This window comes from Petralouisia muris (genome assembly GCF_004793545.1).
GTDB lineage: Bacteria > Bacillota > Clostridia > Lachnospirales > Lachnospiraceae > Petralouisia > Petralouisia muris.
Window position 1 is genome coordinate 1 of the sequence record NZ_SRYA01000120.1, and the last position, 8,388, is coordinate 8,388.

The 8,388-nt window shown below is 46.4% G+C and carries 9 protein-coding genes; all 9 read right to left on the minus strand.

Translation table 11 applies throughout. The features are described from left to right. Nucleotides 1–284: 284 nt before the first annotated feature. The 9 genes from E5329_RS30160 to E5329_RS27035 all read right to left on the minus strand — a co-directional run bounded on the left by E5329_RS30160 (nucleotide 285) and on the right by E5329_RS27035 (nucleotide 8,216). Nucleotides 285–641: a hypothetical protein gene (locus tag E5329_RS30160; protein ID WP_168356792.1), complete on the minus strand. Its 357-nt coding sequence runs from the start codon at nucleotides 639–641 to the stop codon at nucleotides 285–287. A gap of 15 nt (nucleotides 642–656) precedes the next feature. Further along, nucleotides 657–806 carry a hypothetical protein gene (locus tag E5329_RS27005; RefSeq protein ID WP_275443797.1) on the minus strand — a complete coding sequence of 50 codons (150 nt, stop codon included), beginning with the start codon at nucleotides 804–806 and terminating at the stop codon, nucleotides 657–659. Nucleotides 807–848: 42 nt separating this feature from the next. Further along, the gene (locus E5329_RS27010) at nucleotides 849–2,207 is read right to left on the minus strand and encodes a hypothetical protein (RefSeq protein ID WP_275443798.1); all 1,359 of its coding nucleotides are present in this window, start codon (nucleotides 2,205–2,207) and stop codon (nucleotides 849–851) included. Between the two features lie 386 nt (nucleotides 2,208–2,593). Then, entirely contained in the window at nucleotides 2,594–4,288 is a 1,695-nt protein-coding gene (locus tag E5329_RS27015; RefSeq protein ID WP_135992281.1) for an AAA family ATPase, read from the minus strand. 72 nt (nucleotides 4,289–4,360) lie between these two features. Next, nucleotides 4,361–4,792, minus strand: coding sequence for a hypothetical protein (locus E5329_RS31255; RefSeq protein WP_275443799.1), 432 nt, complete (start codon nucleotides 4,790–4,792; stop codon nucleotides 4,361–4,363). Beyond that, the gene (locus E5329_RS31260; protein WP_275443800.1) at nucleotides 4,789–5,370 is read right to left on the minus strand and encodes a DNA primase; all 582 of its coding nucleotides are present in this window, start codon (nucleotides 5,368–5,370) and stop codon (nucleotides 4,789–4,791) included. The genes E5329_RS31255 and E5329_RS31260 overlap by 4 nt, the downstream gene beginning before the upstream one ends. 479 nt (nucleotides 5,371–5,849) lie before the next feature. Then, nucleotides 5,850–6,113, minus strand: a complete 264-nt coding sequence (locus E5329_RS27025; protein ID WP_135992282.1) for a hypothetical protein — start codon at nucleotides 6,111–6,113, stop codon at nucleotides 5,850–5,852. 213 nt (nucleotides 6,114–6,326) lie between these two features. After that, a complete protein-coding gene (locus E5329_RS27030; protein WP_135992283.1) occupies nucleotides 6,327–7,559 on the minus strand; it encodes an MFS transporter in 1,233 nt (410 codons plus the stop codon). Between the two features lie 3 nt (nucleotides 7,560–7,562). Next, nucleotides 7,563–8,216 (minus strand): TetR/AcrR family transcriptional regulator, encoded by a 654-nt coding sequence (locus tag E5329_RS27035; protein ID WP_135992284.1) that lies wholly within the window; start codon nucleotides 8,214–8,216, stop codon nucleotides 7,563–7,565. Nucleotides 8,217–8,388: the final 172 nt, after the last annotated feature.

Sequence of the window (8,388 nt, forward strand, 5' to 3'; positions counted from 1 at the left end):
TTCACTATGGGTAAATTTTGCCATTTTGCGTAGAAAAACGTTGGTAAGTTCCTAAAAGAATCCACAAGAATCACCGGTTCCATCCTGACAGCGGACACAACAGCCTTTCCAGGCTGCTGTATCCCATGAAATACCATTCTGACAGCTATGCGGCATTTTTACGGATATTCCGGATATGGTTTTCAATCTTCCTACACCGCATTTTTCTTCTTTTCCGTTCCTCCTGCCGCAGGACCGTTTCCAGCGCCACACTGTCACTTGGCACATACTCGGAATTCTGCCTCTCAGGGAGCGGACATATCTCTGGATATCCCGTCGCTGTGGTACCTGGTGCCTGAAAGAACGGAGGGTGTACCTAAAGGCAACGGCAGCGTATCATATCTGGACTTATTATGGCGATGGGAGAAGCGAGAGGATTTTAGCTTATGCTGTAGAAGTGACAGGTCTGGAAGACGGGAAGGTAATTGGAAATTTATATCCGTTTGATTACCAGAAGCATGTGGAGTATGTTCATCCGCTTTGGCTGCTACTTCTTCAAGCTCCTTCCGGTCGTACCAAAAATCCCCCTGATAGCTCTGGGTATTCTTTTTCATAATCTTTTCCAGATTATCCAGCAAATCAATCTCCACAAATTTCGGCATAAGCGCCTCCTTCCCCTAATCTTCCTGTATCCGCCGCCAGACTTTATAAATCTCCCTGGCAACCCGTCTTGTCTCGTCTCCAAGCATCTGATTTTCCGCCATCTGCTCCAGATCATTTTCCAGTTCGCGCATCTGTGATTCATATGTCCTTACCACGCACCGCAAACGCCGGATTTCCTTCTAGCATAATATGATATCTTCACCCATCTATACTATACCCTCCTGCCGTTTCTCTTTCTCTGTTTTGGGGTTTATAAGGGATTCCGGAAGAAGAAAATAACCCTTCTCATAGCTTCCTTCCCTACTTGCATCAGCCATACCTCCCAGGCTGTCCAGATACTGTTCCCCATTCTTTGAGGCAGAAATATACATGTAATACTTTGCACGGATAAACTGTTTCCCCTCCACCAAAAATTTATGGTATGTATCGCTTAAAATCAGCGTTGCCTGTAACTGTTTCGTTTTCTTTTTCAGCATTTCCAAAACCAGCCTGATAACTTCCTTTTCCTTATCTTCTGAAATTCCTTTAAAATACGGACATTCTAAAAACAAGGTTAAATATTCTTTTCTCTTGTTCTCTGCATTCGCTTCTGCTTCCTCCCTGGTAAGATCCGCAAACTCCAGCCCTCTGTATTCTCCCTGCATTCTGTGAAATGCCCCTTTGGTCAGGCGGACAATTGCCCGGAACACAAGCGTACCATCTAAAGAAAGATACAGCACCTTTTTATTCGTGTCAAAGCAGGACAGCAGGCATCTTTTATATCCCCCATCCCGATAGGAAAGGCAGGTATGTCCAAGGGCTTCTCCAATCTGCATGATCGGCAGTAAATGGTCCTCTTCCCACAGTCTCATCTGCTTTTTCTTCATCTCCATATTTTTCATCCAAAGCTGCTGCACATCCTCCGGAATCTGTAATGCAATTTCCTGCTCCAGATCATTTTTATGATATTTCACTTCATGGAACCTCCCGGCGATTTCAGGAATACAGAGCCATCTGGCTTTTTCTTTTTCTGTCTCCAACGCCCCGGATAAAAATGCCCGGAAAATCTCCAACATCCGTTCCATTGCTGTTCGGAAATCAGGAAGATTGTGCAGTTCTTTCAAGCTGTAAAGGAGAAAATCTGCATGGTGTCCTGTCTGGATCCCCGGAATAAAACGGCAGACCTCATCCCATACACTTAGGAGACGAACTGTCTGTTCATAAGAAATCTGCTCCACATGCCCCAGTTCCTCTGAAAGCCAGCGTGAAACCGATTTCCGCTTCAGCATTATTCCAAGCTTGTCCATTTGTTCTTCTGACAGATCTTTTGGCAGGCAATTCCTCCCTGCTATTTCCCGAATCACCCGCAGGCGGTCATCAATTTTCAAACCAGCCAAACAGTGATACAGTTTTATATAACCAATATCTACAGTAGCAAACAACCGGATTTCCTCAAAGGTATACTGCTCCCAGGTTAAAACCTGCTTTTTTTCGTCAGAAAGGGCATAGAGTCTTGCACACTCTTTTATATTTTTGGAATTCAGCGTGTTGATATTTAAAAACCGCTCATACGTATCCTGGTCCATCAGAAGGTTCCGCCAGCCAAAACAAGTAAAATCACGGAAGTTTTCCTTTATCACAGACAGGAAATGCTTCTTCTTATGCGTAATCCCATAAACCAGCAGGCTGTTCTGTTCTCCTGACAGTCAAACCATATCCACTCCCTCCAGAATATTCCCATAAAGGAAGCTTTCTTTTCAAATTAAAAAGGCCTTCCAGACCTCTTTGACGTATGTATGGCGGACTATATCAAGGTATAGAAAAACGGAGCTGCGTAAAACAGCCCCGTTTTTCTATGCCTTGATCGGTTTAAAAATTTTAAACTGCCACTGATTGTTTTCATCTGTCAGATGGCATGAAAAAAGCCCTGAAACATACCTTGCCTCAGAGCTTTTATATACTTATATTTATTTTATCTGTTTTCTGCCAGCATGACCCTGCACCGCTTTTTATAGCAGGCAATCCCGTACTTCAGGATCTTCTCTACCCCGTCGTCTTCAAGGTCATCCTCATATTTGGTATATTCGATCTGTTTTAATGCCTCCTTACATGCCCCGTCCAGATCTCCGTCATGGGCATATTTTACTTCTATGATGATCCCCATATCCCCGGTATCCGGCTCTGCAAGGATATCTGCGTAGCCTTCTCCCATTTCCCTGTTGGAAGAAATCCCCCACCGGGTTTTCACACCTAAGATCCCAAGCAGAACACCATGGTAAAAGTTCTCTTTCATATCCATTCTTACCGCTGTATCCCGGATACTGATGGTCTTCCTTAAATATTCCGTAAAAATCTTTTCTACTTTTTCTGTATCTTCATTCCGCAAAGCGTCACAGAAACGGTTCAGCATCTCCCCGTCTTCCCGGACATTCTCCTTAAAGAACTCCATGATCTGCGTCACAAAAATATCCCGGATTGCCAGATTGGGGATCGCCAGTTTTATCTGCCTCCCCTCTGCCTTCCCACGTTGAGTCAGGTATCCGGTGGTAAAAAGAAGGCTCCAAATATTGTCAATAGACTGGTAAACTTCTGCATAGGTAAGCTCCTGATGGATTTCCTTTGTAATGACTTCCCCTGCCACCAGACGCTCAATCTCCCGTTTGGTCGCAGCATTTGCCGATTCTTCTATAAAGCGTTTCACCGCATCATTACTGCTGGTGTTGATCCAGTAGTTTTCCGGCTGCACATCCGGGTTGCTCCTGATCCTGTCGCAGTGGTTCAGCACATCCCACGGGCAGTACACTTCTGCATTTCCAAACTGGTAACCGTCATACCATTTCTTTACTTCCTCATAGTGGTCCGGTACGTCATAATACTCCAAAAGGGCTCTTACCTCTTTGTCTGTAAACCCGAAGTATTCATCAAAGCGCTCATCCGCAACCGTCAATACCTTCAGGTTATTAAGCCCGGTAAAGATACTTTCCTTTGAAATCCGCAGGCACCCGGTCAGCACCGCTAATTTCAGACTGTTGTTTGTCTTCAGCGCATCTCCGAGAAGGCTCCGGATCAGGGAGATCATCTGATCGTAGTATCCATTCGCATGGGCTTTTGCCAATGGGACATCATATTCATCAATCAGCACGATCACTTTTGTACCATAATGTTTTTCCAGCATCCCCGACAACTGCCTTAAGCTGCTGCCAAACGTGCCTTCATTCATATTTTTATCCAAAAGGTCTTTGTACGCTGCTTTATCATGTTCATTCAGTTTTTCACTTTCCAGAAGGAAGTAAAACTTTGCCGCCGCTTCCATGATAACCCGAACTGCCATTTGATAAGCTGTCTCATAAGTTCTTGCCTCAATCCCTTTCAGGGAAACGGAAATAACCGGATATTTCCCCATATATTCCTCACAGAGCGCAGTTTCCTTAGAAATATCCAGCCCGTCAAAAATATGCTTATCCCCTTTCAGTGAGAAAAAATGCTCCAGCATACTCATATTCAGCGTTTTCCCAAATCTTCTGGGACGGGTGAACAAATTTACTTCTCCCCAGTTGTTAAGAAGTTCCCTGATCAACCCAGTTTTATCAATATAGTAAAAATCCTCGGAACGAAGTTTTTCAAAATTTTCAATCCCAATCGGTAGTTTCTTCTTTCTCATCTCCATCTCTTTTCACACTCCTTCCGTCATCTTCAAACTGTTTTCTGTCTCAGATTCTATTCCTATCCATTATAGCAACTAAGCAGCCACATTTCCATAGGAATCTTCCGGTTCCCGAAGCTCCCAGTCATCAATCCCTTTATACAACTCCTGCCACATGCCTTCTTTATCAGTATCCCACGCCGCGCGGTGACAGCTTAAGGAAAGTTCCCCGCAGATTTCATAAAGCCTCACACACCCTTTGCGGATCTGCTCCCGCTTTTCCTTCTTTTTCGGGCATTCCGGGCCATCCACGCTGCAAATCCTGCATGCAGTTCCGTAATCTTCCCGGCAGTCAAGACGCATCAGCTTGTCCATGTCATTTGCTTCCACCACCTCCCGAAGACCGCGCTCTTTTAACTGAACCAGCATCTGCCTAAGCTCCTTGTGGTTTGCCACTCCGGGGTTCCCGATATACGTCTCCCCTGTCCGCTGGTGGGTGATCTCCGCCTTCAGGATCCCTTCCGTCACAAACACCCGACCTGCATCCGGCTCTGAAACGCTGCCAGATATCCGTCCACCGACCAGGCCAGACAGAGATAGCCGCTGTTCTTCCGATAAAAAGCAACCTCCCAATCATGATTCCAGTTGACAAAAAATCCGGGCACTCCTTTCAGGTTACAGCCGGACCTGATGAGCCTCCTTGCAATGGATACCGAATCTTCTGCACAGATACTTCTATAGCCCAACTGCTCCATCCGGGAAATCTCCGCCTCTGTTAACCCCCGCCTTCTTAAATCCGCCTTATGGGAGAAGGATAATTTCAGCAATTTCAGCATCTCCCGGTAAACATGATCCCTCTGTTCATAATCTACCGGCTCCGCCAGTTTCTTCCTGCTCCGTTTTTCTCTTTGCAGCACCTGCTTTTGGCGTATCCTGCTTTCTTTTATTCCCATCGGCAGTTCTTCCTGAATCATCCAGTAGGATTTTAGGTAACGATTTTCTCCGTATATCCCCTGTAAGTCCGCATACAGCGTCAACATGTTTCCACCCGCTCCACAATGGAAACAATGATAGACATTGACGATTTCACCCTTCTTTATCACCACGAAGTTACACTTTCCTCTCTCATCCCCACAGAACGGGCAGACCACATTATAGGAATTCTCATCTCCCCCAGATTGTCCGAAAATTGCATTAATCTAACAATCAAATTTGAATTTTTGCAATAAAAAATCAGGTATTTCCAGATCCTCTCACGAATCTTTTACCTGACCTTGCTACGAAAATAAAACTCGTAGCAAGGTACATTATTTTTATGAAAATCACTCGCTTAATTTGCGAATGCATCTACCTATTAGATTAATTCATCAACTTATTAGTTTTCGGACAGTCTCCCCCACACCGCCTCCTTTCCTGCCACTGCAGGGACAGCAGCACGGCATCCACGCCATAATTTTCCATGCATAATCCAAGTATTTCCCATTTCCCGCAGGATAAACACCGCCACCCCCAAAAAAAGACGGCCCCCGCACCCTCGCAGAAGCCGTCCCGCCTATGCACCTATCTTTTCTTATGCTTTTTCTTCTCACTCTTTGGTTCCCAGTACACCGTAACAATATGATTGCAGTTCGGGCACCTGGTCTGTGCCTCCACTGGCATCGGGGATTCCGTGCGGATATCCATAACACGCTTTCCGCACCTTGGGCATTTCAGTCTCTCCATTCATGTCCACCTCCTCGTATACAGCCCCGGTTCCTGGCTGCCGGGGCTCTAACCTGGCGATTGTCTCATTGTCTACCTCCTGTCTCATTTCTATCAGCACTTTCCCGTCAGGAAAGCCTTCTTCCATAAGTACCTCTGCCTATCTCTTCCGTCCTATCACAAACACGTCCAGACCGCCGCCCATGTCTATAAATCTCCTGAACCTCTCCCTCCATCCTGGCACATATTTACGCGCTATCCCTAATCAAATCCGTATCCAGATTAAACCGTGATACCTTCATCTGGCCGTGTTATTAACGTAATCCCATTATACCTTTTATCAGTCTACTGCGCTACCTTGCTATTCTTCCATTTTTCTGAAAAAGCCCGTGGCAAGCAGCCCAATCACGCATACCACAATCCCCGAAGGGATCAATACAAGATACACGATCCCCTGGAACCTGTCGAACAAAAATCCATATATCATCTGTCCAACAGGCTGGGCCCACAACGTAACAGCGGATGTATAAGCCATGATCTTCCCAATCAGCTCATCCGGCGTATTCTGCTGGATCATGGATACCGCAAAAATAGAAAAAATACTGATCGCGGCCTGCATACCGCAGAAGGCAGCAACAATCACAGCATACCTTGTCATCATGCCGAATGGGAAAAGAAATATAACCCCTGACGGAATGATACAGACACCGATTACCGCAAGCACATACGATAATCTACCGGATTTTAACTTCCCCGTAAGAAGCCCCGCGGCAATACTTCCCAGAATAGTGGCAACCGCCATCGCGCTCTCCGCCCCGCCATAAAATCTTGCGTCCAGTCCAAGCACAGCCCGCACAAGAAAGGGCAGCCCCACCAGCGTAACCCCCATGACAAAAAAGCGTGAGAATGCTGCCAGAAGCAGCATCTTCATGATATCCGGCCGCTCTTTCATGATAAAACGAATACTGCCGGAAAAATCATTTTTTACCATAGACAAAACATTTCCCTGAAACTCCCTGGCCTGATAACCCAATTTGATAAAGCATTCAAACAACGCCGTGACAAAAAAGCATACATCACTTGCATACATCACAGGCTTCAAGCCAACAGCAGAATATAAGATACCACCCAGCAAAGGCGCGATCAGATAAGAAATGGACGCCACCTGGTTTACCACCGCATTTCCCTTAATAACGTTATCGCCTGCCAGCATCTGCGGGATACACGCCTGCACCGTAGGCGTTTCAAATGCCCCAAGAACAGACAGTACCACCAGCAGCATACTGATCACTACAACAGCATTGTCCCCGGACAAAAAGACCGCCGCGCACAGAACAGACATTCCCGTCAACGCATCCAGTACCACCATGATATTCCTCCGGTCCGCCCTGTCTGCCAGGATTCCTCCAATGGGCGATAAAAAGATTGTCGGAATTGTCGCTAAAGATAAAATCCCTGCGAACACAGCAGCCGAACCTGTCACTTCTAAAACATACATGGACAGCGCCAGACGCAGGATATAATTGCCAAACAGGGAACTCGCCTGCCCCAGTACAAGGAGCGTAAAATTTTTCGTAAACAGTTTCTGCTCCATCCGCTACTCCTTCCTTTCTTCCCTGTAACCTCCCAGTATCCTCTCTATCCGTCCAACCATCTCATCCTCTATAATCGGAAGCCCCATTGCCGCAAGAACCTCCGCGACAAACCTGCACTTATGCCGGATTTCTTCCGCATCCGCTGGGAACACAGACGGCAAAAACCAGAAATTGACAAGGGGCAACAGTTCGGAAAGCTCCTTTGCGTATTCCGTCCGGATAGAACCGTCACGCCGCCCTTCCTCAATCAGTTCCAGCCATAGAGGAGTCAGCACCCTCCGGTTCGCCTCCACCACGGCCGCCAAAATGCGCGGGTCTTTCAGGATGGGAATCGCCTGCGTACTGATTTCTTCCCGTTCCCTATCAGCCCTGTCAAAGGCAAGCACTTCCCGAATCTTCTGCAGTCCGTTCAGATCCGAACGCCCCCTGATCGCCTCAAAAGGATTATTCTCCAAAAACATCCGATCCCCTAAAGCGTGCATGACCTCTTCCTTGCTCTGGAAAAAACGGTAAAACATCCCCTTTGCGCCCCCTGCCAGCTCCATGATATCCGTAATGGCAGTTTCCTCATAACCTTTCGATAAAAACAACTCCTTTGCCGCATCCAAAATCTCTTTCTTCCACTGTTCCGGCTGTTTTTTCACTGGCCTTGCCAATTTCCCTCCGCCTCCTTCAATAGTTATTGACTTAAAGTCAATAACTATTATACAAAGACTTTGCTGCCATGTCAAGCATTTCCACAAATCCCCTCTCACAAATGTAAAAAATATCCCATAAAAAAGTGTCTTCGACACTTCAGCCCCCTAGCCCCCATTCATGGGGGAATTA